The 263-nt window shown below is 53.2% G+C and carries 2 tRNA genes; both read right to left on the minus strand.

Annotated features, from left to right (window positions below):
• Window position 1: 1 nt before the first annotated feature.
• Window positions 2–77, minus strand: a tRNA-Val gene (locus tag ACL9RM_RS26735).
• Between the two features lie 6 nt (window positions 78–83).
• Window positions 84–155, minus strand: a tRNA-Glu gene (locus ACL9RM_RS26740).
• Window positions 156–263 lie beyond the last annotated feature (108 nt).

Genomic DNA, 263 nt, shown 5'->3' on the forward strand with positions numbered 1-263 from the left:
ATGGTGGAGGCTGAGGGGATCGAACCCCCGACCCTCTGCTTGTAAGGCAGATGCTCTCCCAGCTGAGCTAAGCCTCCATATTATGACCCGTAGGGGATTCGAACCCCTGTTACCTCCGTGAAAGGGAGGTGTCTTAACCCCTTGACCAACGGGCCTTGCAAAATAAGTTCTGGTTTCAATAAATTTATGGCGGAGAGAGAGGGATTCGAACCCTCGCACCACTTTCGCAGTCTAACCCCTTAGCAGAGGGTCCCCTTATAGCC

The sequence above is a fragment of the Paenibacillus sp. S29 genome (assembly GCF_049319765.1).
GTDB lineage: Bacteria > Bacillota > Bacilli > Paenibacillales > Paenibacillaceae > Paenibacillus > Paenibacillus polymyxa_B.